Source organism: Gemella taiwanensis, assembly GCF_054054385.1.
In genome coordinates, this window is the sequence record NZ_JBSMTL010000002.1 from 15,196 (window position 1) to 40,467 (window position 25,272).

23 protein-coding genes and 2 tRNA genes are annotated in these 25,272 nt (G+C 31.6%); all 25 read left to right on the forward strand.

What is annotated here, in order from left to right; genetic code table 11:
* The first annotated feature begins 118 nt into the window (after window positions 1–118).
* The 25 genes from ACWOA3_RS02100 (at window position 119) to rbfA (ending at window position 25,237) form a co-directional block, all read left to right on the forward strand.
* Window positions 119–880, forward strand: coding sequence for a copper homeostasis protein CutC (locus ACWOA3_RS02100; RefSeq protein ID WP_442565854.1), 762 nt, complete (start codon window positions 119–121; stop codon window positions 878–880).
* Window positions 873–1,256 (forward strand): SMU1112c/YaeR family gloxylase I-like metalloprotein, encoded by a 384-nt coding sequence (gloA2, locus tag ACWOA3_RS02105; protein ID WP_456883926.1) that lies wholly within the window; start codon window positions 873–875, stop codon window positions 1,254–1,256. Before ACWOA3_RS02100 ends, gloA2 begins: the two co-directional genes overlap by 8 nt.
* 138 nt (window positions 1,257–1,394) lie before the next feature.
* Window positions 1,395–6,515, forward strand: a complete 5,121-nt coding sequence (locus ACWOA3_RS02110; protein WP_456883927.1) for a S8 family serine peptidase — start codon at window positions 1,395–1,397, stop codon at window positions 6,513–6,515.
* Window positions 6,516–6,640: 125 nt separating this feature from the next.
* Window positions 6,641–6,716, forward strand: a tRNA-His gene (locus tag ACWOA3_RS02115).
* A gap of 19 nt (window positions 6,717–6,735) precedes the next feature.
* Window positions 6,736–6,809, forward strand: a tRNA-Cys gene (locus ACWOA3_RS02120).
* A gap of 240 nt (window positions 6,810–7,049) precedes the next feature.
* Window positions 7,050–7,937: a phosphate/phosphite/phosphonate ABC transporter substrate-binding protein gene (locus tag ACWOA3_RS02125; protein ID WP_003146191.1), complete on the forward strand. Its 888-nt coding sequence runs from the start codon at window positions 7,050–7,052 to the stop codon at window positions 7,935–7,937.
* A gap of 135 nt (window positions 7,938–8,072) precedes the next feature.
* Complete coding sequence (gene ruvA, locus ACWOA3_RS02130) at window positions 8,073–8,654, forward strand: Holliday junction branch migration protein RuvA (RefSeq protein WP_456883928.1); 582 nt, start codon at window positions 8,073–8,075, stop codon at window positions 8,652–8,654.
* Window positions 8,655–8,673: 19 nt separating this feature from the next.
* Window positions 8,674–9,675 carry a Holliday junction branch migration DNA helicase RuvB gene (gene ruvB / locus ACWOA3_RS02135; RefSeq protein ID WP_442565857.1) on the forward strand — a complete coding sequence of 334 codons (1,002 nt, stop codon included), beginning with the start codon at window positions 8,674–8,676 and terminating at the stop codon, window positions 9,673–9,675.
* Window positions 9,676–9,863: 188 nt separating this feature from the next.
* Window positions 9,864–10,628 carry an epoxyqueuosine reductase QueH gene (locus ACWOA3_RS02140; RefSeq protein WP_102169714.1) on the forward strand — a complete coding sequence of 255 codons (765 nt, stop codon included), beginning with the start codon at window positions 9,864–9,866 and terminating at the stop codon, window positions 10,626–10,628.
* 338 nt (window positions 10,629–10,966) lie between these two features.
* A complete protein-coding gene (locus ACWOA3_RS02145; protein WP_003145399.1) occupies window positions 10,967–11,230 on the forward strand; it encodes a phosphocarrier protein HPr in 264 nt (87 codons plus the stop codon).
* A gap of 1 nt (window position 11,231) precedes the next feature.
* Window positions 11,232–12,944 (forward strand): phosphoenolpyruvate--protein phosphotransferase, encoded by a 1,713-nt coding sequence (gene ptsP / locus ACWOA3_RS02150; RefSeq protein WP_442565858.1) that lies wholly within the window; start codon window positions 11,232–11,234, stop codon window positions 12,942–12,944.
* A gap of 490 nt (window positions 12,945–13,434) precedes the next feature.
* The gene (gene pheS / locus ACWOA3_RS02155) at window positions 13,435–14,457 is read left to right on the forward strand and encodes a phenylalanine--tRNA ligase subunit alpha (RefSeq protein ID WP_003146184.1); all 1,023 of its coding nucleotides are present in this window, start codon (window positions 13,435–13,437) and stop codon (window positions 14,455–14,457) included.
* Between the two features lie 12 nt (window positions 14,458–14,469).
* A complete protein-coding gene (gene pheT / locus ACWOA3_RS02160) occupies window positions 14,470–16,863 on the forward strand; it encodes a phenylalanine--tRNA ligase subunit beta (RefSeq protein ID WP_456883929.1) in 2,394 nt (797 codons plus the stop codon).
* Window positions 16,864–16,870: 7 nt separating this feature from the next.
* Window positions 16,871–17,494 carry a glycerol-3-phosphate 1-O-acyltransferase PlsY gene (gene plsY, locus ACWOA3_RS02165; RefSeq protein WP_003146180.1) on the forward strand — a complete coding sequence of 208 codons (624 nt, stop codon included), beginning with the start codon at window positions 16,871–16,873 and terminating at the stop codon, window positions 17,492–17,494.
* Window positions 17,478–18,329 (forward strand): bifunctional methylenetetrahydrofolate dehydrogenase/methenyltetrahydrofolate cyclohydrolase, encoded by an 852-nt coding sequence (locus ACWOA3_RS02170; protein WP_003146178.1) that lies wholly within the window; start codon window positions 17,478–17,480, stop codon window positions 18,327–18,329. The genes plsY and ACWOA3_RS02170 overlap by 17 nt, the downstream gene beginning before the upstream one ends.
* A 185-nt stretch (window positions 18,330–18,514) precedes the next feature.
* Window positions 18,515–18,688 carry a preprotein translocase subunit SecE gene (gene secE / locus ACWOA3_RS02175; protein ID WP_003146176.1) on the forward strand — a complete coding sequence of 58 codons (174 nt, stop codon included), beginning with the start codon at window positions 18,515–18,517 and terminating at the stop codon, window positions 18,686–18,688.
* Window positions 18,689–18,699: 11 nt separating this feature from the next.
* Window positions 18,700–19,245 carry a transcription termination/antitermination protein NusG gene (nusG, locus tag ACWOA3_RS02180; RefSeq protein ID WP_456883930.1) on the forward strand — a complete coding sequence of 182 codons (546 nt, stop codon included), beginning with the start codon at window positions 18,700–18,702 and terminating at the stop codon, window positions 19,243–19,245.
* 37 nt (window positions 19,246–19,282) lie between these two features.
* Window positions 19,283–20,140: a DegV family protein gene (locus ACWOA3_RS02185; protein ID WP_456883931.1), complete on the forward strand. Its 858-nt coding sequence runs from the start codon at window positions 19,283–19,285 to the stop codon at window positions 20,138–20,140.
* A gap of 25 nt (window positions 20,141–20,165) precedes the next feature.
* Window positions 20,166–20,549, forward strand: a complete 384-nt coding sequence (gloA, locus tag ACWOA3_RS02190) for a lactoylglutathione lyase (RefSeq protein WP_003146170.1) — start codon at window positions 20,166–20,168, stop codon at window positions 20,547–20,549.
* Between the two features lie 133 nt (window positions 20,550–20,682).
* A complete protein-coding gene (rimP, locus tag ACWOA3_RS02195) occupies window positions 20,683–21,147 on the forward strand; it encodes a ribosome maturation factor RimP (RefSeq protein ID WP_003146167.1) in 465 nt (154 codons plus the stop codon).
* A gap of 20 nt (window positions 21,148–21,167) precedes the next feature.
* Entirely contained in the window at window positions 21,168–22,199 is a 1,032-nt protein-coding gene (nusA, locus tag ACWOA3_RS02200; protein ID WP_456883932.1) for a transcription termination factor NusA, read from the forward strand.
* 13 nt (window positions 22,200–22,212) lie between these two features.
* Complete coding sequence (rnpM, locus tag ACWOA3_RS02205; RefSeq protein WP_048801940.1) at window positions 22,213–22,500, forward strand: RNase P modulator RnpM; 288 nt, start codon at window positions 22,213–22,215, stop codon at window positions 22,498–22,500.
* Window positions 22,500–22,811 (forward strand): L7Ae/L30e/S12e/Gadd45 family ribosomal protein, encoded by a 312-nt coding sequence (locus ACWOA3_RS02210; protein ID WP_003146162.1) that lies wholly within the window; start codon window positions 22,500–22,502, stop codon window positions 22,809–22,811. Before rnpM ends, ACWOA3_RS02210 begins: the two co-directional genes overlap by 1 nt.
* Complete coding sequence (gene infB / locus ACWOA3_RS02215; protein WP_003146161.1) at window positions 22,811–24,865, forward strand: translation initiation factor IF-2; 2,055 nt, start codon at window positions 22,811–22,813, stop codon at window positions 24,863–24,865. The genes ACWOA3_RS02210 and infB overlap by 1 nt, the downstream gene beginning before the upstream one ends.
* Window positions 24,866–24,877: 12 nt before the next feature.
* Window positions 24,878–25,237: a 30S ribosome-binding factor RbfA gene (gene rbfA, locus ACWOA3_RS02220; protein WP_048801943.1), complete on the forward strand. Its 360-nt coding sequence runs from the start codon at window positions 24,878–24,880 to the stop codon at window positions 25,235–25,237.
* Window positions 25,238–25,272 lie beyond the last annotated feature (35 nt).

The window sequence follows — 25,272 nt, forward strand, 5'->3', positions numbered from 1 at the left end:
AATAATAAGGATATGAGATTTTATGTCTCGTATCCTTATTACATATTAAGAATAAATTTTTATTGTTTTTTTGAAGTGTGATATAATAGAGTAAAAGAGTTAAAAGGAGATTTCGATTATGATAAAAGTTGAAGTGTGTGCAAATAGTGTTCAAGATTGTTTAATTGCTCAAAGTGAAGGTGCTGATAGAATAGAGTTAATTAGTGCTAGCTACTTAGGGGGATTAACACCTACAACAACTGTTTTAGATATGGTACTTGAAAGTGGAGTAGAAATTCCTATAATGGCGATGGTGAGGCCAAGGGGAGGCGGTTTTTGTTATTCTAAATTAGAAAAAGAACAAATGTTTAGAGAAGCAAAAGAACTTTTAAAACATGGTGCTAATGGAATAGTGTTTGGGTTCCTTACTGAAGATAGGAAAATTGATTGGATTGAAACTGAGAAAATGATAGAGCTTTGTGATAGTTTTGGAGCAGAGAGTGTTTTTCATAGAGCGTTTGATTGTTCAGATGAACCAGAGTATAACCTACAGCGTTTAATAGGTCTTGGTTGTACTAGAGTTTTAACAAGTGGACTAGGAGCGAATGTTAATAGGGGTGCTAAGTTGTTAAAATATCTTCAAGAAAAATATGGTCAACACATAGAAATACTTGCAGGTGCTGGTATTTCAACGGACAATATCGAAAAAATTATTACTAAAACAGGGGTTAAACAGGTGCATGGAACTTTTAAAAAGTATGGGGTAGACGTAACGACAACTGCTGACGATGTAAATTATAGATACACAGAAAAAGGGGATTTTGAAGAAGTTGATCCTGTACAATTAGCAAAAGCGATAGAAATAGTTAGAGATATAAATAAGGAAGAGATTAGTGTTTAGTAATATTCATCATATAGCGATTATTGGAACTCATTATCAAAAAACCAAAGAGTTTTATGTTGATAAATTAGGGTTTAAAGTAATAAGTGAGTACAATAGAAAAGATAAAAATGATATTATTATAAATGTACAACAGGGTAATTTAGTATTAGAAATTTTTATAAAAGAAGATGCACCGATTAGACCGAAGATGCCAAATCCAGAACATACAGAGTTAAGACATTTAGCGTTTAGAGTTGATGATGTCGAGAAGGTATTAGAAAAGTTTGATGAACTAGGTATTATTCATGAATCATTAAGATATGATGATTTTGATAATAAAAAGATGGCATTTTTCTTTGATCCAGATGGCTTACCGTTAGAGATACATGAATAAAAATAAAGAAGAAACTTAGGAAACTGAGTTTTTTCTTTATTTTTTTATAATTAAACAGAAAAATGTATTGATTTTACAGAAAATATATGTTTAAATAGAGAAATGTAATTAAAATAAACTTAAAAAAGGAGAGGAATAATGCAATTTAGAAAAAAAGCTGCTGTATCGTTCGTAACAGCTACATTACTACTTACGAATCTACATGTAATGGATTTTAATAATTTACAGAAAAAATGGGTATATGCTGAAGAGAATGGAAAGGCTGAAGCCGTATCTAATGCTTCTGCACATACTTTTAAAGATGAGGACAAAGTTAAAATTATTGTTTCTTTAAAAGAGGACAAAGTAGATCCTAATTCTTTGAAAACTGAAGAAGGTAGAAAAGAACGTGAGAAAAGTACTAAAGAACCTCGTGAAAGAGCATTAAAAGAAATTAAAGATAAAGGTGTTGATTATAAATTATTATTTGAATATGATACGCTTTTAAATGGATTTTCTCTAGAAACTTCTTATGCTGATGCTAAAAAAATTCAAGCTATGGATTTTGTAAACAGTGTTGAAGTGAGTGTTGACTATGAAGTTCCTGAAACTACAACTAAAAATGATGAAGATGATACTGCTTTAAAAAACACAGTTATCGACAGTAATAGAATTATAGGTGTTCAAGGTCTTTGGGATAAAGGTTATAAAGGGCAAGGAAGAGTTGTAGCAGTTATTGACTCAGGTTTAGATCCTAATCATGATATTTTACATTTAACTGATGCTAGTAAAGCTAAATATAAAAATAAAGTGGAACTAGAAGCCGTAAGAGAAAAAGCTGGAATTGACTATGGTAAATGGTATAGTGATAAACTGATTTATGCATTTAACTACTACGATTGGGATAATAACTTAAAAGAGAAAAAAGATAAGTCACACGGTATGCACGTTGTTGGTACTTCAGTAGGTAATCCAACAAAAAAAGCACCGAATAATGAGTATGTAGCAGGTGTCGCTCCAGAATCACAATTAATCTTTATGAGAGTTTTCTCAGATAAACAAGGTGGAGCAAAAACAAGTACTTTTTTATATGTTAAAGCTATAGAAGATGCTGTTAAATTAGGAGCTGATTCTATTAATATGAGTCTAGGTGCTACTGCAGGAGCGGTAACAGAAGTTGGACAAGGTACTATCGATGCAATTGCACTTGCTAAAAAAGCGGGAGTCAATGTTGTAGTTGCAGCTGGTAATGATAATGTATTTGGAAATGGTCAGAGCAAACCAAGTGCATCAAACCCAGATTATGGATTAATCGGAACACCATCTGTAACACCAGACTCAATAGCTGTAGCAGCTATAAATAATAGTGTTATGAATACTGAGGTAATGACTGTTGTAGGATTAGAAGGAAATGAAGAATGGGATAATGGTGAAGCTACAATAAGACCATTTGCTAAAAGATTTAATCCGAAAACTGAGTATTCATATTTTAATGCTGGTTACGGTTTAGAAAATGATTTTAAAAACCAAGATGTAAAAGGTAAAGTTGCAGTGATGATGCGTGGAGGCGGAAATACCTTTGCGGATAAAGTAGCAGCTGCTAAAAAAGCAGGAGCTGCTGGTGCTGTTTTATACAATACTAAAGAAGGTGGAGAAGAGTTACTTAACGTTGCATTAAACAATTACGATAGTGACTTCCCTGTAGTGTTCGTTGGATATAAATTCGGTAATTTATTAGCAACTTATCCGGATTATTACAAATTAAAATTCACTGGACATTTTAGTAAGAGACCTCACCCACAAGCCAATCAACTTGCTGATTTTACAAGTTGGGGTGTAACTGGAGATGGACTGTTTAAGCCAGATGTTACGGCACCTGGTGGTGATGTTTATTCATCATTTAATAATGGAACATACGGATTAGATAGTGGTACAAGTATGGCTTCACCACACGTTGCTGGTGCTGTATCTTTAATGAGACAAGTATTCCAAGAAAGATATCCGGATCTTCAAGGTGAAGAATTACAGAAATTAATTAAACACCTACTAATGAGTACTGCGATTCCAAATTATAATAATGAAACAAAAGCATTTACGTCACCTAGACAACAAGGTGCTGGGGTTATTGATGTATCTAAAGCAGCTTTTGGTGATTTATATGTAACTGGAGACAATGACTATGGAAGTATTTCTCTTGGTAATGTACAAGATACATTTAAGTTTAATGTAGTACTACATAATTTATCAGATCAACCTAAAGAACTTGTCTACAAGTCTTATTTAAATACTGATGGTGTAGAAAATGGACAAATTACACTAAAACCTAGACAATTATCAGAAAGTAATGGAGGAGAAACAGTAGTTGTTCCTGCTAAAGGAGAAAAATCTGTTACGATTACTGTAGATGCTACACAATTTAGAAATGAATTAGAAGGGCAAATGCCAAATGGTTATTATCTTGAAGGATTTGTAAGATTCTTTGATCCTAAAGATACGAATACAGCAGTTGCTGGAATTCCATATGTTGGTTTCAAAGGTGAGTTCCAAAATCTTCCAGTAGTTGAAAAACCAATATATGAATTTAAAGGAAATGAAAAACCATTCTATTATTATAAACCTAATACAACAGAGCGTGATGATAAAAATAACTTTACTTCATTAGTTACTGTTGATGTAAATGGTGAAGAAAAACATATAAAAGTTTTAGGAGAGTATACTGATCATAAGAGTAAGTCAAATTATTTTGGTAAATTAGCATTTTCTCCAAATGGTGATAGACAGCACGATGAAATTGGATTTAAAGCAACTTTCTTAAGAAACTATGAAAACCTTAAATTATCAGTTTATGCTAAAGATGATGTTGAACGTAAAAATCCATTATATGAAAATGGTAATGTTTCTGGTAAAAAGAATTTCTTCCATAACAAAGCTACGAATAAAAAAGCTGTGTTAGTTACTGAAACAAACTGGAAAGGTCAAGATAAGGATGGTAATCCATTACCAGATGGCGAATATCAGTATGTAGTTAGCTATAGTCCTGTTGCAACAGGTTCGAAAATGCAGGAAACAGCATTTAACGTTACACTTGATAGAGTTGCACCACAAATTGTTGGTACAGGTGGAGTCTATGATGAAAAAACTAGAACATTTAAACCTTATGCTGTAAAAGAAAACGGAAGTGGAGTACTTTATAAGAAATTAAGCTATAAAGTGACTAAAAAAGGTAAAGACGGTAAAACTGTAGAGCAAGAAGTTGTGGTTGAACCAAATATTGATGGTACATTTACTCTTCCAGAGAAAGTATCTCTTGATAAATTTACTTATGAAGTAGCTGACTTTGCAGGAAACAAAGATAGTGTTGGTATTTCAAAAGTTCAGAATACTGAAAAAGGTACTGTAGAGGTTAAAACTATAGCTAAAGATGGAACAGGGGATTATTCTACTAACGTAAGATATGCTATAAAAAATGAAAAAGGTGAGTTAGTTGGAGAAGACTTCACGAAGAATGGTAAGAACCTAACAGCTCTGCCATATGGTAAATATACTGTACAAGTAGTTTTAACTGATGAAGCTCTTAAATTAACTAGTCCTAAAGAAGTTGCTTTTGAAATTACTAAAGATGATTCAACTAAAACGGTAGAATTCACATTCGAAGAACAAAAGAGAAATACGACAATAATTAAGTTTGATAAAGTTATACCTGCTGGAGCAAAAGTATTTGTCACAAATGAGCAAGGTGAAAAAACAGAATTATCTAGAAGTTTATATAGTGAGAAAGAATTCCAAAAACGATTAAACAATGGTAAGTATACTGTTGAAGTAGTATTACCTGAGGGATATAGATCTTCTGAAAATAATTTTGAATTTGTAGTAGGAAACGGTCGTAATACAAAAGAGTTACAATTAAGTGTTGCTCAAAAAGTAGCTAGCGTAACAACTGCTGAAGGTGCAATTACACCAGCAACAGTTGAGTTTGGTGAAGCGAAACTATACAATGACTATAAACTTGTAGTAGGAGATGTTACTAAAGATAGCAAGGAAAAAATACTTAAACAGTTAACTGATAGTAAGATTGATTTAACTAAATATGATGTAGTATTTTATGATATCCATTTAGAAGATAGAAATAATAAAGTTGTAGAAGTTGATGGAACTAGAAAAGTTACTTTATCATTAGATAAAGCGCCAGCAAAATTTGGTCATGAGAAAAAAGATGGAACAATTGAACCGGTTAATGGTGAAGTAGTTGATGGTAAATTCGTCTTTACAGTAGATGGATTTAGTAATTTTGTAGCTCTTGTAGAGAAAAATGCACCTAAAGAAGAGGTTAAAGTAGATAAGAGTCAATTGAAACTAGCTTCTGATAATTTTAAAGCTACAACAGATAGTGATAAGTATGAATATGCTTCATTAGATGCTAAAGAGGCGTACAACAAAGCAATTAATAAAGCTAAACAACTATTAGAAGATGAACATGCAACACAAGAAGAAGTAAATAAAGCTGTTGAAGAGTTAAATGCAGCTATCTCTAAACTTACCGGTGTTAAACCGCAAGAAGCAAAAGGTGAGCCAGAAAAAGTAGAAACTCCAAAAGAATACACTGGAGTACAAGCAGGAGCGATTGTAGAACCAGAGAAGGTAGAAGCTCCAAAAGAATACACAGGAGTGCAAGCCGGTGCAGTAGTTGATTCTGCAAAAGCAGAAGCTCCAAAAGAATATACAGGAGTGCAAGCCGGTGCAGTTGTAGAACCAGAAAAAGTAGAAGCTCCTGAAGAATATACTGGTAAAGTAGAACAACCAAAAGCAGAAACTCCAAGTGTAGATAAAAAAGAGCTTGCGGCTGAGGTAGAGAAAAATGGTGACCTTACATCACAAGATAGCTTCAAAGATGCAGATGAAACAGCTAAGAAAGAATATAAAGAAGCTCTTAAAGTAGCTAATTTAGTATTATCTAATGCAAATGCAAAACAAGATGAAGTAAACAATGCATTAGAAACTCTTAAAAAAGCATCAGAAAAAGTAAGTAAAGGAAAATCTAAATTATCAACATTACTTGGCGATGTATTTAAAAAAGATAAAGATAAAGCAAGTGTTGACTTAGCAGATGTAGCTAAAGATCAAGGAATGGTGGCGAACGATTCTCAAGTAAATCTTGGAACTGTTGGTAAATCAAATTCTCTATTAGCTAAAACAGGAACATTAGCTTTACCTACAACTTTTGTAGGATTTGCATTAATTTGTTTAGTATATGTACTAAGAAGAAGAAAAAATACTAAATAATAAATTACTAAATAATTCTCTTTAATGATTGCATTAAAGGGAATTATTTCTTTATTTTAAAATTATTAAAAAAGTTCTTGACATAATTTGATGAAAAATGTATAATAAATATTGTTCTTGATATGGCGGCTGTGGCGAAGTGGTTAACGCATCGGATTGTGGTTCCGACATTCGGGGGTTCGATTCCCCTCAGCCGCCCCATTAAAATTTAATATCTTTAGGCGGCTTAGCCAAGTGGTAAGGCACGGGTCTGCAAAACCTTGATCACCGGTTCAAATCCGGTAGCCGCCTCCAATTTTTGATCATCTTTTATAAGGTGTTTTTTTTATGCCTAAATTACGGTTTATATTGAGTTTTTCTTCTCGTATTATGAAAATATTCGAAAATTTATTAGTAATTACCGAACATTATTTTAATAATATGTAAAATTATTATTGAAAAATGTTATTATTTCACTTTAAAAGCTAGATATATTGTTTTTTTTGTGTTAAAATTATATCAAATTTATTTTTAAAATATCGAGGAGGAAATAATATGAAGAAAATATTATTGGCGTTATTTAGTTTTATTTTTGTCTTTTCTATCGTTGGATGTACTGCAAAGACTGAAACGAAAAAAGAAGAAAAAGTTATTAAAATGGGATTTGTTCCTCTGAAAAATAGTGAGAAACTTGTAGAAGATCTTAAACCAATCTCTGATTACCTTTCTGAAAGATTAGGAGTAAAAGTAGAAGCTTTCACAGCTAGTAACTATATAGGTGTAGTTGAAGGTTTAGGCAGTGGAAGTGTTGACTTTGGTATCATTCCTCCATTTTCATCTCTACTAGCTCAGAAACAAAGTAGTGCAAAACCTATACTAACATCAAAAGGTAAAACAGGAAAACCTGGATACACTGCTGAGTTATATGTAAGAAAAGATTCTGGTATTAAATCACTTCAAGATGTTAAAGGTAAAAAAGTAGCATTCGTAGATCCTTCATCTTCATCAGGATATATTTATCCAGGTGCTATGTTAGTTGAAGCAGGTCTTAACTTAGATAAAGATATTAGTTATCAATTTAGTGGTGGACATGATAAAAGTTTACAACTTCTTCTTAATAAAGATGTTGATGTAATTGCTACATTTGATGGAGTAGAAGATAGATATGCTAAAGACTTCCCTCAAGCAAAAACTGATATTCAAAAATTAGCCACTAGTGATATGATTCCTGGTGTTATGGTTACAACTTCTAGCAAAATGGATAAAGAGTTACAAGAGAAATTAGAAAAAGCTCTTCGTGATGTTGAAAATGATCCAAAAATGAAAGAATTATTCACAAAAATGTTCAGTATCACTGGATTTACTGATGTGGATCAAGATGCATATAAAAAAGTAGAAGCAACTGCAAAAGTTATGAATGTTGATTTAGATAAAGTAAAATAGAAATATGAACTTGGTACATAATGTTCCAAGTTTTTTTATACCTTTTGTGAAAGTAATTATTTTGATTAAATAAAACACTTGAGATTTTTTACGAATAATTTTATAATTAAATAATCAATCAGGAGTGTGAATGTAATGTACGCATATATTAAAGGAAAAATTTCGGAGATAAATCCGACGAATATCGTTGTAGATAACAATGGAACTGGCTATGAAGTAGTTGTTGCTAATCCATATGAATATCAATTAAATGAAGAAATAATAGTTTTTATAAGTCAACAAGTAAGAGAAGATTCTAATATACTTTATGGATTTTCTAATAAAGATCAGAAAAAAGTATTTTTACTATTATTAAAAGTAAAAGGTGTAGGACCAAAGAGTGCTTTAGCTATATTAGCTGGAGGAACTAGCGAAGAAATTATAGGAGCAATTGAAAATCAAGATGTAAACTATTTAACGAAGTTTCCGGGGATTGGGAAGAAATCTGCTCAACAAATTATTCTTGATTTACAAGGGAAGGTTGATTTCAGTATGACTAATATTAGTAGTGCTCCAACTGCTGTAAATAATTATCTAAGTGATGCAATGTTAGCATTAGAAGCACTGGGATATAGTAAAAAAGAACTTACAAAAATCGAGAAAAAATTATCGGCATTTGACTTCGCTGGTGTTGATGAATATGTAAAACAAGGATTAAAATTATTAATGAATGCATAATTGATGAAAGGAGGAAATTATGGAAGATAGAATGGTATCTGCTAGCCAAAATTTTGGTGAAGAGCGTGAGGAACAGTCTTTAAGACCGAAGTTTCTTAGTCAATATATAGGACAAGAACAGATAAAAAGCAATTTAAAAATATTTATAGAAGCTGCAAAACTTCGTGGAGAAGTTCTGGATCACTGCCTACTATACGGACCTCCTGGATTAGGGAAGACTACACTAGCGACAATTATTGCTAATGAGATGGAAGTGGGGATTAAATATACTTCAGGGCCTGCAATAGAGAAATCTGGAGATTTAGCTGCTATATTAACTAGTCTTGAACCAGGTGATGTTCTATTTATCGATGAGATTCACAGAATAAGTAGGTCTATCGAAGAGATACTGTATTCTGCGATGGAAGATTTTTATCTTGATATTGTAATTGGAAAAGGTGAAGAATCGCGCAGTATTAGAATTGAAATACCGCCATTTACATTGGTGGGGGCAACTACAAGGGCTGGAGCTTTAACTGCACCACTTCGAGATAGATTCGGTGTGCATTGTCGTCTAGAATTCTATACTATTTCTGAACTACAAAATATTATAGAAAGAACATCTGATATTTTTGAATGTGATATAGATGAAGAGAGTTCATATGAGATAGCTATGAGATCTCGTGGAACGCCTCGTATAGCGAATAGACTGCTTAAACGTGTAAGAGACTTTGCTCAAGTGAAAAATGATGGTGTAATAGCTAAGGATTTAGCTGTTGAGTCATTAGATTTACTTCAAGTAGATGCAAAAGGTCTTGATAATATCGACTATAAGATATTAGAATGTTTGATTAAACGTTATGATGGTCGTGCTGTTGGTCTTGAAACAATTGCTGTGACAATTGGTGAAGAAAGTATCACTATAGAAGATGTTTATGAACCGTATCTTGTAAAAGAAGGATTTATAGAACGTACTCCGAGAGGACGTCGCGCAACACCTAAAGCATATCAACATTTAGGAATAACATATAAAGTTGAATAACTAATAAACAATGGGTTTCGATAAGTTTGAAATGTTAAAATTTCATTTTTCGGAACCTATTTTTATAATTGTTTAAAGGAGTTATTGATAATATCTTTTAATTAGAAATGATATTAATTGTAAAATCAATTAAAGTATATTAAACTTGTTTAGTAAATTATTAGAAATTTTAGAAGGATTGAATTCGTATGATTGATAGTAAACAATTTATAAATACAAGACATAAAAATCAAAAGATTAATTATGATAATGTCTTAAAAGAACTTATAAAAGAATGGGAAAAGACTAATTTTCGTCCTAAAATCTTAATACACTCTTGTTGTGCTCCTTGTAGTACATATGTACTTGAGTATTTATCGGAAATTAGTGACATTACTATATTCTTTTCTAATTCAAATATTCATCCAAAAGAAGAATATATAAAACGTATGTTAGTACAAAAGGATTTCGTTGAAGAATTTAATAAAAGAAATGATAAGAAAATTAAATTTTTAGCAGATGAATATGCTCCGAGTAAATTTATTAGTGCTGTAAAAGGACATGAAGAAGATCGTGAAGGTGGAGATAGATGTCATATTTGTTATGAAATGCGTCTGGATTCGTCAGCTCAAAAAGCAGAGGAGTTGGGATATGATTATTTTGCATCTGCATTAACTCTAAGTCCTAAGAAAAATGCTACTGTAATTAATGAAGCTGGGTATACATTACAAGAACAGGTATCAATTTATTATTTACCTTCAGATTTCAAAAAGAATAATGGATATAAGAGATCTGTAGAAATGTGTAATGACTATGATATATATAGACAATGTTATTGTGGATGTGTCTTTGCAGCAAAAGATCAAGGAATTGATTTCAAAGAAGTAAACAAAAATGCCCGTGAATTTAATAGAAACCATGAAGATTATGAAAAATTCAAGTCGATAATTAAACTAGGTGGAGAATTAGTTTAGTTACGAAATTAAATGAGTTTACAATATAACAATAAAAATATAATGATTTTAAGTTAACTGGCAATAATATTATATAAAAAAGTATCGTTACTTCACTTGTAATTGATGCTTTTTTAATTATTTTCAGTCGAAATTATAATATTAACATTAAAAAAGTGTTTTCATAAATTTTTCATAAGAAATGGAGTATTCGTTTTCTATTGAATAAGAAATGGTTTTCTTTGTTATAGAATACAAAGAGTAATGAATCTGAAATAAGTACAAAACACTTGTAAATATTGCTTTCATATGTTATTATTTGAATGTAAATATTTTTTTAAATAAAAGGAGACATAACTATGTTACAAAAAGAATTTAAAGTAATCGACGAAACAGGAATCCACGCTAGACCAGCTACTTTATTAGTACAAGCTGCTTCTAAATTCCAATCAAACATTGAATTAGAATTCAACGGACGTAAAGTTAACTTAAAATCAATCATGGGTGTTATGAGTCTTGGAGTTGGAAAAGACGCTGATATCGTAATCTATGCTGACGGAGCTGACGAAGCAGAAGCATTAGCAGCTTTAGAAGAAACAATGAAGAAAGAAGGATTAGCATAAAATGTTACAACTAAAAGGTATTGCAGCTTCTCAAGGGATATCTTTTGCTAAAGCATACATTTTTGTTGAGCCTGATTTAACAGTTAAAGAAGTTAAAGTTCAAGACGTTGAAGCTGAGGTTAAACGTTTTGAAGATGCTATTGAAATTTCTAAAAAAGAATTAACTATTATTAAAGATAAAGCTCACGAAAATTTAGGTGCTGATAAAGCAGCGATTTTTGAAGCTCACTTATTAATTTTAGAAGACCCAGAATTCATGGGAACTGTTAAAACTGATATTCAATCAAAAGAAATTAATGCTGAATATGCATTAAAAGAAACTTCAGACATGTTTGTTTCTATGTTTGAAGCAATGGATAATGACTACATGAAAGAACGTGCTGCTGATATTCGTGACGTTTCTAAACGTATTTTAGCACACTTACTAGGTGTAGATTTACCAAATCCAAGTTTAATCGATGAAGAAGTAATCGTTATTGCTGAAGACTTAACTCCATCTGATACTGCTCAACTTAACAAACAATTTGTTAAAGGTTTTGCAACTAACATCGGTGGACGTACTTCTCACTCAGCTATCATGGCGAGATCATTAGAAATTCCTGCAGTAGTAGGAACTAGTACAATTACTGAAGAAGTTAAGAATGGTGATGTTTTAATTCTTGATGGATTAGAAGGTGTTGTATACGTAAATCCAGATGAAGCTACTACAGCTGAATTAAAGAAAAAACACGCTAAATTTGAAGCGCAAAAAGCTGAATGGGCTAAATTAGTAACAGAAAAATCTGTAACTCAAGATGGACATGAAGTTCTTTTAGCTGCAAACATTGGTACACCCGCTGATTTAGAAGGTGTTAATAACAATGGAGGGGAAGCTGTTGGTTTATACCGTACAGAGTTCCTATACATGGGACGTGATCAACTACCTACTGAAGATGAGCAATTCGAAGCTTATAAAGCTGTATTAGAAGGAATGGGTGACAAACCTGTTGTTGTTCGTACTTTAGATATCGGTGGAGATAAAGAATTACCATACTTAGATTTACCAAAAGAAATGAACCCATTCTTAGGGTTTAGAGCTATTCGTCTTTGCTTAGAAGAAAAAGACTTATTTAGAACTCAACTTAGAGCATTATTACGTGCTTCAGTTTACGGTAAACTTTGTGTAATGTTCCCAATGATCGCTACAGTTCAAGAATTCAGAGCTGCTAAAGCTTTATTCTTAGAAGAAAAAGAAAAATTAGTAGCTGAAGGTGTTGCAGTAAGTAACGATATCGAATTAGGTATCATGGTTGAGATTCCATCAACTGCTGTTATCGCTGACATCTTCGCTAAAGAAGTTGACTTCTTCTCAATCGGTACTAATGACCTTGTTCAATACACAATGGCTGCAGACCGTATGAGTGAAAAAGTTTCATACTTATACCAACCATATAACCCAGCAATCTTACGTCTTGTGAAGAATGTTATTGAAGCATCTCACAAAGAAGGTAAATGGACTGGAATGTGTGGAGAAATGGCTGGAGATAGCTTAGCTATTCCATTACTATTAGGTATGGGATTAGATGAATTCTCTATGTCAGCTACTTCAATTCTTCAAGCACGTAGCCAAATCAAAAACTTATCATTAGAAAAAATGAAAGAGTTAGTTGATAGAGCTATTATGTGTTCAACAACTGAAGAAGTATTAGCATTAGTAGAAGAATATACAAAATAATATAATATAATAAAGGTTTTTGGTTATCCCAAGAACCTTTTTATATTTATTCATCAGTTAATCAATAATTAATTTTAAATAATTAATATTTAGAGCGTAATGTGGTTTTGAAATTATAGAATTTTTAATGAAAATTGCTTTATTAGTTGACATTATAGTATATTTATATTATCATTTTAAATATAAAATTTTTTAAAAACGATGATTAAGACGGTATATTGGATGTTTTTAACAGGGAGCAACTACGTGACTGAAAGAGTTGTACTAACTGAGAATATATTTTCAGCTTATGAGTAATTGTATAAGTAGATTATGAGTACAATCGGTTGGTGCCCGTTAAAAACCATGTTAAGGAAGCGAATTGCTTTGAAATATGGGTGGTACCACGATATATTCGTCCCTCGAGAGTTAGTCTCGAGGGGCTTTTTATTTTGGACAAATAATAGAACTTATACCTATGTCTTTATATTAAATTTTTAAGGAGGAACTTATGACTTTAGAGAATATAAGAAAAGAATATTTAGAATTAGTTAAAACAATTAAAGATGAAAAAGAACTTTATGACCTAAGAGTTAAATTTTTAGGAAAAAAAGGTGCATTAACAGAAGTTATGAAAGGTGCACGTGATTTATCTCCAGAAGAAAGACCAACTTTTGGGAAACTTGTTAATGAAGTTAAGACTTTTATTAACAATAGTTTAGAAGAGAAAAAAGCAGAACTAGCTAAAGCTGCATTAGAATTAAAATTAGCAAGTGAGGAAATTGATGTAACTCTACCTAGTAAAAAAGTACAATTAGGTGGATTAAATCCATTAAACAAAATTATTAAAGAAATTGAAGAAATCTTTATTTCAATGGGATATTCTGTTGCAGAAGGTCCAGAGGTTGAAACTGATAAATTTAACTTTGAAATGTTAAACTTACCAAAAGACCACCCAGCTCGTGATATGCAAGATTCATTTTATATTACAAATGAATTGTTAATGAGAACGCAAACTTCACCTGTTCAAGCTCGTGAAATGTTAAAAGCTAATGGTGAGGGACCAATCAAGATTATTTGCCCTGGTAAAGTATTCCGTCGTGATAATGATGATGCTACACACTCTCATCAGTTTACACAAATTGAAGGATTAGTAGTTGATAAAAATATTACTTTTAGTGATTTAAAAGGAACTTTAGAACACTTTATTAAAGCTGTATTCGGAGAAAACAAAAAAATCCGTCTACGTCCAAGTTTCTTCCCGTTTACTGAACCATCTGTAGAGGTTGATGTATCTTGGGGTAACGAGGATGATGAAGAAAACATTAAGTGGCTTGAAATTTTAGGTGCAGGTATGGTGCATCCTAATGTTCTTAAAATGGCTGGTTTTGACCCAGAAGTTTATACTGGATTTGCCTTTGGAATGGGACCAGAACGTGTTGCGATGTTAAAATATGGTATTAGCGATATTAGAAGTTTCTATACAAATGACGTAAGATTCTTACAACAATTCAATAGTGATAGAAACGATTAATAGGAGGTAGTAATGTTAGTAAGTTATAATTGGTTAAAACAATATACAAATGTTGAAGATAATGCTAATGCATTAGCTGAAAAAATCACTCGTGGTGGTATTGAAGTAGAAGGTGTTGAATATTTAGCAGAAGAGATTTCTGGTGTAGTAGTTGGATATGTTGAATCTAAAGAAAAACACCCTGATGCTGAAAAATTAAACGTATGTCAAGTTAACATTGGTGAAGAAGGAAACTTACAGATAGTTTGTGGTGCACCAAATGTTGATGCAGGACAATATGTAATTGTTGCTAAAGTTGGAGCAAAATTACCAGGAATTAAAATTAAAAAAGCTAAACTTCGTGGTGTAGAATCACAAGGTATGATTTGTTCATTAGGTGAATTAGGATTAAGTAAAAGTGTTGTTCCTAAAAACTATCAAGAAGGAATCTATGTTTTTGAAACTGAACAAGAACTTGGTTCTGATGTTGTTGAAGTATTAGGGTTAAATGACTATATCTTAGATCTTTCAATTACTCCAAACAGAGCTGATGCACTTAGTATGCGTGGTCTTACTTATGAATTAGGTGCTTTATATAATAATAAAGTTGATTTTAAAGATGTTGAAAAAGAAGAAAACTATGAAGCAACTTCATTACAAGTTTCTATTGAAAGTGATTCTTGTAGAAACTATGTAGGTCAAGTTGTTAAAAATGTAGAGGTTAAAGATTCTCCATTATGGTTACAAACAAGACTTATGAATTCTGGTATTCGTCCAATCAACAACATCGTAGATATTACAAACTATGTACTTTTAGAATTTGGTCAACCAATGCATGCTTTCGATAAAGATTTAGTAGGAGATAAAATTGTAGTTCGTGACGCTAAAGAAGGTGAAGTTCTTGAAACTCTTGATGGAGAAGAGAGAAAATTACAAACAACAGACTTAGTAATTACAGATGGAACTCGTACTATTGCTCTTGGTGGAGTAATGGGTGGTAAAAATACAGAAGTAAGTGAAAAAACTAAAAACATTATTTTAGAATCTGCGTATTTCAATCCTACATCAGTGCGTCGTACTTCAGCAGCACATGGTTTAAGAAGTGATTCTTCTGCAAGATTTGAAAAAGGAATTGATCCAAATATGCAAAAAGCAGCACTTGCTCGTGCGGTAGAATTAATTTTAGAATTATGTCCAAATGCAGTAGTTGAAAGTTCTGTTGGTATCATAAATAAAGAAAAAGAGAAAGTTGTAGAAATTACTACTTCTTATATCAATAATTATCTTGGTATAACTTTAACTACTGAAGAAATCGTAGCAATTCTAGAAGGATTAAGCTTTACAGTAGAAGTTTCAGGAGATAACTTAGTAGTTAAAGTACCTACTAGAAGACCAGATATATCAATTAAACAAGATTTAGTAGAAGAAGTTATTAGAATTTACGGATACGATAATTTAGCATCAACATTACCAAAATTCTCTAAAACTACTAAAGGTGGTTTAACTTATTCTCAAAGAATGGTACGTGATTTACGTGGAGTATATGCTAGCTTAGGATTTAATGATACAATTAATTACTCATTAGTATCTGAAGAAGAAGCAACTCAATATACTTTAGAAAATCACCATAAAGTAAGATTATTAATGCCTATGACTGAAACTCACTCGACTTTACGTCAAAGTTTAGTTCCGGGATTATTAAATACAGTTCAATACAATGTGGCTAGAAAACAAAAAGACCTTAAATTATTAGAAATTGGTCGTGTATTCTTCGGAAGTGGTGATGACAATATTCAACCGAAAGAAACATTATATTTAAGTGCTGCGTTAACTGGGGAAGAAAGAGCAACTAAATGGCTTAAAGAAAGCAGTGCTTTAGACTTCTTCGCAGCTAAAGGATACCTAGAAGTTGTATTTGAACGTTTAGGATTAGAAGAAAAAGTTACATACAAAAAATCTAATCTTGAAGGAATGCACCCAGGACGTTTTGCTGAAGTATACTTAGGAGAAAAACGTATTGGTTTCATCGGAGAGGTTCATCCACAAGTTGCTGATAAACTTGGTCTAAATACTACTTATGTATTTGAAATTAATTTAGATGATGTGATTTCAGAAAGTAAAGTTAAACCTAAATATGAAGAAGTAACGAAATATCCTGAAATTACACGTGATATAGCTATGTTAGTTGATGTTAAAGACGAATATCAAAATATTTATAATGTAATCGAATCTGTAAATAGTAAGCTTATTACTAATGTAGAACTATTCGATTTATATGCTGGTGTTGAATTATTAGCAGGTAAAAAATCATTAGCTCTAACTATTACTTATAGCGATAAACAAAAAACTTTAACAGATGAAGAAGTAACAGCGGTTCATGAAAATGTACTTGCTGCACTTACAGCGTACGGAGCAATTATTAGGTAGGTAGTCTATGATTACACAAATAATATTATTTTGCATTTTAGCTTATGTAATTGGTTCTATACCATTTGCATTAATCGTAGGAAAAGTATTTTATAATACTGATATTAGAACATTAGGAAGTGGAAACTTAGGAACGACAAATACATTCAGATGTCTTGGTAAGAAAGCTGGAGTAACAGTGTTTATCTGTGATGTTTCTAAGGGGATAATAGCAACATTTCTTCCAACTTTGCTGCTTGGTGGAGTTGATTATCTATCAATATTTGGAGCTTTTGCAATGATAGGGCATGTGTTTCCTATCTTTGCAAACTTCAAAGGTGGAAAAGCGGTAGCTACAGGATCAGGAGTGTTTATCTTCCTTTATCCAATGTTAAGTTTATTATTATTAGCTATATTCTTTTCAACACTATTTTTAACTGGTTATGTTTCATTAGGAAGTATTCTAATAAGCTTAACAGCAATAGGTTATCTTGGTTTCTTTGAAGCTGGTATTGATAAATGGGTTATGATGGTTATGTGTGTATTTGTAATTTATATGCATAAAAAGAATATAAAAAGATTATTAAACGGGACAGAAAATCAATCGAAATTAAAAATAAAAAGAGGAACAAAGAATGACAAAAATCATTAGTGGGACTGAACTTGCAAAGAAATTGCGAGGAGAGATTAAAGACGAAGCAACTGCATTAAGAGAAAAAGGGATTGAACCAACTCTTGCGGTTGTGTTAGTCGGAGATAATAAAGCGTCAAGAAGTTATGTTAATTCTAAACATAAAGCTTGTATTGAAAATAATATTAATTCAATAAAAATAGAATTACCTGAGGAAATTTCTACTGATGATTTATTAACTGAAATTGAAAAATTAAATAAAGATGAAAAAGTTCATGGAATTTTAGTGCAATTACCATTACCAAGACATATTGATGCTGAAAAAGTATTAAATGCTGTAAGTCCGGATAAAGATGTTGATGGATTTCATCCAATTAATGTAGGTAAATTAGTAATTGGAGAAGCTAAACTTATACCATGTACTCCACTCGGGATTTTAGAGATGATTAAATCAACTGGAGAAGAAATCTCTGGGAAACTTTCATTAGTAATAGGTAGAAGTAATATTGTTGGTAAACCAATTTCAACTTTACTTTTACAAAATAATGCAACTGTAATAACAGCTCACTCTAGAACTAAAGATTTAGAATCTTTAATCGAACAAGCTGACATTATTGTTAGCTGTGTTGGAGCTGCGCATTTCTTAAGTGGAAAAGAAAAAGTAAAACCAACATGTACTATTATCGATGTAGGAAATAACTATAAAGATGGTAAGTTAGTTGGAGATGTAAATCTAGATGAATTTATTGATAAGGTTTCTTATATTTCTCCTGTTCCAGGAGGGGTAGGACCTTTAACAATCACAATGTTAATGAGAAATACATTAACTGCCGCTTACGATTTACTAGCTAAATAAATTTAACAATATTTAGTACTTTTTGAGATTATATTTAATTGAAATGTTTATGAAATAATGATACAATAATATATTGAACAAGAATGCATTATTTTTTATAGATATATAGACTTATATATTATACTATGTTATAATTTATAAAATGTAGAATAGTAAAGAAATTTATTTGGGAGGTTTGTAATTAGATGATAAGATTTTTAAAAAATGTTGTTGCTGAAATGCATAAAGTAAGTTGGCCAACATTTAGTGAACTTGTTAGAAAAACATTGATTGTTATTATTGTAGTTGGAATATTAATGTTATTTAGCTACGTAGTTGATTTAGGAATAACTGCTGGAATTAGACATTTTAGTAGATAAGAGAGGTTATTATGAGTGATACAGTAAGTAAAGAATGGTATGTAATTCATACTTATTCTGGTTATGAAAACAAAGTTAAAGATAATATTGAAAAAAGAGTTGAGTCTCTTGGAATGGAAGATAAGATTTTTAGAATCGTTGTTCCAGAAGAAAAAGAAACTATCTTAACTCCAACTGGAAAGAAAAAAGAAGTAAATAGAAAAACATTCCCAGGTTATGTACTTGTTGAACTAGTAATGACTGATGATTCTTGGTTTGTTGTTAGAAATACTCCTGGTGTAACAGGATTTGTTGGATCTCATGGTGGAGGTTCAAAACCTAGTCCATTATTACCAGAAGAAATTAACTTTATTTTACAACAAATGGGATTATCAAATGTTGTTGATGTTGATATTGAGGTTGGTGATTATGTTCGCGTAATCTCTGGACCATTCGTAGACATGGAAGGTAAAGTTGTAAACTTAGATTTACACAATTATAAAGCTGACGTTATGATTGAAATTATGGGTAGAGAGACTAAGGTTGAGCTTGAACTTTATAATATCGAAAAATTCTAAGAAAGGAAAAGCTATCTTTAAGGTAGTTGGATAGAATGTGGAAAAGATTGCAATAATTATGGATTCAACTGCATATTTATCAGAAGATTTGAAAAAAGAACTGGATATTCGCACGGTTTATTTAAATCTTATTATTGATAATAATTCATATAAAGAAGTTATTGATATGCCACTTGATAAATATCATGAATACTTAAAAAATCCTAACAATAGCTTCCCTACAACATCACAACCAGCGATTGGGGAAGTTGTAGCTTGCTTAGAAAAATTAAAAGAAGAAGGGTATACTGATGTAATTGCTATTGCACTATCAAGTGGAATAAGCGGAACATATTCATCATATTCTGTAGCTGGATTAATGATTGATGGATTAAATGTACATCCTTTCGATTCTGAAGTTTCTTGTAGACCAGAAGGATATTATGCGATTAAGGCAGCAAAACTAATTAAAGAAGGTAAAACGTCTAGTGAAATCATTTCAGCTTTAAATGAGATGAAAAAAGATTCTGATGCATACTTTATGGCAGATGATTTATCTCACCTTCAACGTAGTGGTCGTTTAAGTGGAGCTCAAGCAGTAGTAGGAAGTTTACTTCAAGTAAAACCATTACTACATTTTGATGATAAGGTGATAGTACCTTTCCAAAAAATTCGTACATATAAAAAAGTTGTATCAAGAATGTATGAATTATTTGATGAATATTATAAACAACATGAAGGAGAACACATCACTGTGTGTGTTCTGCACGTTGATGCATTAGACAAAGCTGAAGAAATTAAAAAATATGTCGAAGAAAATTATTCGAATGTAACTGTAGATATAGATGGAATAAGTCCAGTTATCTCTACACACCTTGGATTAGGAGCAGTTGCAATTGGATGGACAATTTTATAATAAAAAATTTTAAGAGGTGAAAAAAATGGTTCAAACTATGGCGCATACTTGCTACCGTGTAGCAGATTTAAAAGAATCAGTTAAATTTTATACTGAAGCATTCGACTTTGAAGTAAGTCGTGAAAGAGACTTTCCTGAATACAAGTTCACGTTAGTATATCTAACATTACCTGGATCAAACTATGAGTTAGAATTAACTTATAACTATGATCACGGTGCATATGAACTTGGGGATGGATATGGTCACATTGCTATCTCTGTTGAAGACTTAGAAGCATTATACGAAAAACACAAGGCTGCTGGATACGATGTAACAGATCTTAAAGGTCTTCCAGGATTCTCGCCAAGCTACTACTTCATTAAAGATCCAGATGGATACAAAATTGAAGTAATTCGTACTAAAATGTAGTTATCATTTGATTTTTTAAAAATCATATGATATAATGTACTTACATTGAAATAAATTACCGAAAGGGTGGTGAATTTTGAAAGGTTCTCCGCTCTTTTATATTGCAATAAAAACTAAGAAAGAGGTATGCTGTATGAGTATTGTAGAAAAAGTTAAAACTATAGCAACAAAACAAACAGAAAATACGGAATTTTCTCTTTATGATGTTGAATACGTAAAAGAAGGAACTGAGTACTTCTTACGCATTTACTTCGATAAAGATGGTGGATTATCACTTGATGATTGTGTATTATTAAGTGAAAAGTTAGCAGAAGAGCTGGATAAAGAAGATTTCATCAGTGATAAGTATTATCTAGAAGTTTCTTCTCCAGGTATAGAAAGAGATCTTAGAAATCTTGAAGAAGTAACTAATTCTGTAGGTAAACACGTTTATATTAAAACATATGAAAAAATTGATAATCAAAAAGAGTTTTATGGTGATATACTAGCTGTTGAGGGTGAAGAAATTACTGTTGAATATAAAGATAAAGCAAGAGTAAAAAAATCAACGATTAACTATAGTAAAATCGCTAAAATTAGATTAGCTGTTAAATTTTAATTATTAAAGGAGAAAGAAAGATGAGCAAGGATTTGCTTAAAGCTATTAAATTAATTGAACAAGAAAAAGGAATCGCAGAAGATATTCTAGTAGAAGCTATTGAATTAGCTTTATTATCAGCTTATAAAAAGAATTTTAATGCTGCAAAAAACGTAAGAGTAGATTTCAACAGAGCAACTGGTGATTATAAATTTATTATTAGAAAAGATGTTGTTGAAGAAGTTTACGATGATAGAATTGAGTTTGCACTTGAAGATGCATTGCAAATTAATCCTGCATATGAAGTTGGGGATATTTACGAAGTAGTTGATTTACCAAGTGACTTTGGTCGTGTTGGTGCGCAAGCTGCGAAACAAGCTTTATTACAAAGACTTCGTGAAGCTGAAAAAGAAATTTTATATAAAGAATATATAGAACATGAAGGTGAAATTTTATCTGGAACTGTAGATAGAATTGACTCAAGATATGTTTATGTTAAACTTGGAAAAATTGAAGCTATTTTAGGTGAAAATGAAAGAGTTAAAGGTGAAACATACATTCCTCAAACTCCTATTAAAGTTTACATCGCAAAAGTTGATAACCCAAGTCGCGGAAGCAAGCCACACGTATTAGCTTCTAGATCACATCCTGAATTCATCAGAAGATTGTTCGAAATCGAAGTTCCTGAAATTTATAGTGGAACAGTAGAAATTAAGAGTGTATCTCGTGAAGCAGGGGAAAGAACTAAATTAGCTGTTTATGCTGAAGATAAAAACATTGATCCTGTAGGAGCATGTGTAGGTAATAAAGGTGATCGTGTTAACCGTATCGTTGAAGAACTAAACGGTGAAAAAATTGATATTATTACTTGGGATGCTGATCCAGTTAAATTTATTATTAATGCGTTAGCACCAGCAAAAGTTGAAGAAATCACTATTGATGAAGAAGAAAAAATCGCTAATGTTAAAGTGAAAGATGATCAACTTTCTCTAGCAATTGGTAAAAAAGGTCAAAACGTTAGACTTGCTGCTAAATTAACTGGTTGGAAAATCGATATAAAAGCTACTGAATAGTGAGGTGTTGACTGTGAAAAAAAGAAAAATACCAACAAGAAAATGTATTTTAACAAATGAGATGTTTCCGAAGAAAGATTTATTACGAATCGTTAAAAATAAAGAAGGAGAAATCTCTGTTGACCCTACAGGTAAACAAGCAGGTCGTGGTGCGTATGTAGTTTCAGATTTAGAAGTTATTAAAGCTGCACAAGAAAAGAAACAATTAGAGAAATTTTTCTCTGCATCACCGGAAGTTATGGAACCTATCTATAACGAAGTAATTAGATTAATTTATAGAAAGTCAATTCCACAAAAATAATGATAAAAGCATATAATTTATTAGGTTTAATGCAAAGAGCAGGTAAACTTATTACAGGTGAAGATTTAATCACAAAAAATTTAAAAAATAATAAAATCAAATTGTTAGTTATTGCTGAAGATTGCGGTATGAATACTAAAAAGAAATTAACAGACAAGGCTAATTTCTATAATGTTCAATGTATCGAATTTTCAACGATTGAAAATATAAGCATAGCGATTGGAAGAGATAATCGTGTAGCTGTTGGAATAACTGATGATGGATTTATAAAAAAATTCAAACAATTATTAGAAGAAGGAGGAAAACAGTAATGAAAAAAGTCAGAATTTATGAGTACGCTAAAGAAGTAGGAAAACAATCAAAAGACCTTATTACAGTTTTAAAAGATGCTAATATTGAAGTATCTAATCACATGTCAATGTTAACAGAAGAGGGGTTAGCTAAGCTAGATAGTGTTTTCAAAAAACAAGAAAAAGTTACAGAAAATGAACAATCTTCAAATAATGAAGGTAAAAAAAACAAGAAGAAAAAAATAAAAAAAGAGAAAGTCAAAAAATCTCAAAAACAACAACCAGCTATTATTGAAGCACCATCTGAAGAAACTATCTCAGAAGATACTATTTTAGTTAAAGATGGAATGACTGTTGGTGAATTATCAGAAGTTTTAAATGTAGGTTCGACTGAACTTATTAAAAAATTATTTATGGAACTAAAAATTATGGCGAATATTAACCAGTCTCTTACTTTAGAGCAAATCGAGTTAATCGCTATGGATTATGGTAAAGAAATCCAAGAAGAAGTTGAGATTAATAAAGAAGACTTAGATCTTTACTTCGAAGTTGAAGATGCAGATAAAGATCTTAAAGAACGTGCTCCAATCGTTACAATTATGGGACACGTTGACCACGGTAAAACAACATTACTAGATACTATCAGAAATTCACGTGTTACAGCCGGTGAAGCAGGTGGTATCACACAACACATTGGTGCTTATCAAGTACGTGCTAAAGATAAGAAGATTACTTTCTTAGATACACCGGGTCACGCAGCCTTCACAACAATGCGTGCACGTGGAGCTAAAATTACGGACGTAACTATCTTAGTAGTAGCAGCAGACGATGGTGTAATGCCTCAAACTATTGAAGCTATTAACCACGCTAAAGCAGCTGATGTACCTATTATTGTTGCGGTAAACAAAATGGATAAACCTCAAGCAAACCCAGATAGAGTTATGAATGAATTAGTAGAATACGGACTAATCTCAGAAGAATGGGGTGGAGATACAATCTTCGTACCAATCTCAGCTCTTAAAGGTGAGGGTATTGATGAATTATTAGAAAATATCTTATTAGTAACTGAAATGCAAGAATTAAAAGCTAATCCGAATCGTTTAGCTTTAGGTACAGTTATCGAAGCGAAACTTGATAAAGGTCGTGGAGCAGTAGCAACATTACTAGTACAAAATGGTAGCTTAAATGTTGGAGATCCTTTAGTAGTTGGTAACACGTTCGGACGTGTTCGTGCTATGATTAATGACCGTAGTAAAAATATCCAAACTGCTAAACCATCTACTCCTGTAGAGATTACTGGTTTACAAGATGTTCCTAATGCTGGAGATCGTTTCGTAGTATTTGGAGATGAAAAAACAGCGCGTCAAATCGGTGAAAAACGTCAACAACAATATATTGAAACTACTCGTCAAGCTAACTCAGCTGTATCATTAGATACATTATTTGAACAAATGAAACAAGGTGAAATGAAAGACCTTAACATTATTATTAAAGCAGACGTTCAAGGTTCAGTTGAAGCATTGGCTATGTCATTAGCTAAAATTGATGTTGAAGGTGTTAATGTACGTATCATCCACACTGGTGTTGGTGCGATTAATGAATCTGATATTACATTAGCAGTAGCATCAAACGCTGTAGTTATTGGATTCAACGTACGTCCTGATAATAATGCTAAACAAATGGCTCAAACAGAGCAAGTAGATATTCGTCTTCACAGTATTATCTACAAAGTTATTGAAGAAATTGAAGCTGCGATGACAGGATTATTAGATCCAGAATTCGTAGAAAAAGTTATCGGACTTGCAGAAGTACGTCAAGTATACAAAGTATCAAAAATTGGTACAATTGCTGGTGCTTACGTAACTGAAGGTAAAGTATCACGTGATGGTAAAGTACGTGTAATTCGTGATAGTGTAGTAATTTACGAAGGTGAAATTGATACATTAAGAAGATTTAAAGATGATGTTAAAGAAGTACAAAGCGGTTATGAATGTGGTATGACTGTAGAAAACTTCAATGATATTAAAGAAGGAGATGTCTTTGAAGTATACATCATGGAAGAAGTTAAAAAATAGGAGGCAAACTTTATGTCAGAACTAAGAGTTAACAGACTTGCAGAACAAATTAAAAAAGAAATTACTTATGTCTTAGCTACAAAAGTAAAAAATCATGATTTAGGATTTGTTACTGTAACAGAAGTTGCTTTAACAGGAGATTATTCTCAAGCAAAAGTATTCTACACTGTTTTAGGTGGAGAACGTGAAAAAGAAAAAACAAAAGAAGCATTTAAAAAAATTAAAGGTTTCGTAAAAAGTGAAGTTGCTAAAAAAATTAAAATTAGAAAATTTCCTGAACTTATTTTCCAATATGACACTACAGCTGAATATGCGTTACACATTGAAAGCTTAATAGCTAGTGTTAGTAAAAAGGAAAAAGACGAAGAATAATTAAATTAGAGGAGCGACTCGTTAAATATAGTTTA

What these genes read in the sequence shown, in the direction of transcription:
- ACWOA3_RS02100 (WP_442565854.1), top strand. Translation starts at nt 119, where the DNA reads ATGATAAAAGTTGAAGTGTGTGCAAATAGTGTTCAAGATTGTTTAATT.
- ACWOA3_RS02110 (WP_456883927.1), top strand. Translation starts at nt 1,395, where the DNA reads ATGCAATTTAGAAAAAAAGCTGCTGTATCGTTCGTAACAGCTACATTA.
- ACWOA3_RS02125 (WP_003146191.1), top strand. Translation starts at nt 7,050, where the DNA reads ATGAAGAAAATATTATTGGCGTTATTTAGTTTTATTTTTGTCTTTTCT.
- ruvA (WP_456883928.1), top strand. Translation starts at nt 8,073, where the DNA reads ATGTACGCATATATTAAAGGAAAAATTTCGGAGATAAATCCGACGAAT.
- ruvB (WP_442565857.1), top strand. Translation starts at nt 8,674, where the DNA reads ATGGAAGATAGAATGGTATCTGCTAGCCAAAATTTTGGTGAAGAGCGT.
- ACWOA3_RS02140 (WP_102169714.1), top strand. Translation starts at nt 9,864, where the DNA reads ATGATTGATAGTAAACAATTTATAAATACAAGACATAAAAATCAAAAG.
- ACWOA3_RS02145 (WP_003145399.1), top strand. Translation starts at nt 10,967, where the DNA reads ATGTTACAAAAAGAATTTAAAGTAATCGACGAAACAGGAATCCACGCT.
- ptsP (WP_442565858.1), top strand. Translation starts at nt 11,232, where the DNA reads ATGTTACAACTAAAAGGTATTGCAGCTTCTCAAGGGATATCTTTTGCT.
- pheS (WP_003146184.1), top strand. Translation starts at nt 13,435, where the DNA reads ATGACTTTAGAGAATATAAGAAAAGAATATTTAGAATTAGTTAAAACA.
- pheT (WP_456883929.1), top strand. Translation starts at nt 14,470, where the DNA reads ATGTTAGTAAGTTATAATTGGTTAAAACAATATACAAATGTTGAAGAT.
- plsY (WP_003146180.1), top strand. Translation starts at nt 16,871, where the DNA reads ATGATTACACAAATAATATTATTTTGCATTTTAGCTTATGTAATTGGT.
- ACWOA3_RS02170 (WP_003146178.1), top strand. Translation starts at nt 17,478, where the DNA reads ATGACAAAAATCATTAGTGGGACTGAACTTGCAAAGAAATTGCGAGGA.
- secE (WP_003146176.1), top strand. Translation starts at nt 18,515, where the DNA reads ATGATAAGATTTTTAAAAAATGTTGTTGCTGAAATGCATAAAGTAAGT.
- nusG (WP_456883930.1), top strand. Translation starts at nt 18,700, where the DNA reads ATGAGTGATACAGTAAGTAAAGAATGGTATGTAATTCATACTTATTCT.
- gloA (WP_003146170.1), top strand. Translation starts at nt 20,166, where the DNA reads ATGGTTCAAACTATGGCGCATACTTGCTACCGTGTAGCAGATTTAAAA.
- rimP (WP_003146167.1), top strand. Translation starts at nt 20,683, where the DNA reads ATGAGTATTGTAGAAAAAGTTAAAACTATAGCAACAAAACAAACAGAA.
- nusA (WP_456883932.1), top strand. Translation starts at nt 21,168, where the DNA reads ATGAGCAAGGATTTGCTTAAAGCTATTAAATTAATTGAACAAGAAAAA.
- ACWOA3_RS02210 (WP_003146162.1), top strand. Translation starts at nt 22,500, where the DNA reads ATGATAAAAGCATATAATTTATTAGGTTTAATGCAAAGAGCAGGTAAA.
- infB (WP_003146161.1), top strand. Translation starts at nt 22,811, where the DNA reads ATGAAAAAAGTCAGAATTTATGAGTACGCTAAAGAAGTAGGAAAACAA.
- rbfA (WP_048801943.1), top strand. Translation starts at nt 24,878, where the DNA reads ATGTCAGAACTAAGAGTTAACAGACTTGCAGAACAAATTAAAAAAGAA.